This window comes from Salmonella sp. SAL4457 (genome assembly GCF_046548235.1).
Taxonomy (GTDB): Bacteria; Pseudomonadota; Gammaproteobacteria; order Enterobacterales; family Enterobacteriaceae; genus Salmonella; species Salmonella enterica.
Map to the genome: position 1 here is coordinate 1 of NZ_JBGDZO010001062.1, position 247 is coordinate 247.

The following is a 247-nucleotide window of genomic DNA, read 5'->3' on the forward strand; positions in this document are numbered from 1 at the left end:
GCCTCGCGCAGCTCGGCGCTGTTGCACACCGCGTTGAGGTGGCTGACCGGACTCCAGGCGGCGCCCAGACGGTCGTTGAGTTCGTCCATCGCCAGCACCAGGCCCTTCCAGGTCGGCTGCTCGCGCTGGGTTTCCAGCAGGCGGGCGATGGCGGCGCGGTTATCGGCGAGGATCCGCTCGATGGCCGGCTTCACGTGTTCCGGGCGAATGGAGGAGAAAGGCGGCAGGTCGTAGGCCTGCAGAAGGG

At 68.8% G+C, this 247-nt stretch carries 1 pseudogene; it reads right to left on the reverse strand.

Features of this window, described 5'->3' with window-relative positions:
• Positions 1–247: pseudogene (locus ACLJNW_RS27440) on the reverse strand (oligopeptidase A); the annotation flags it as partial.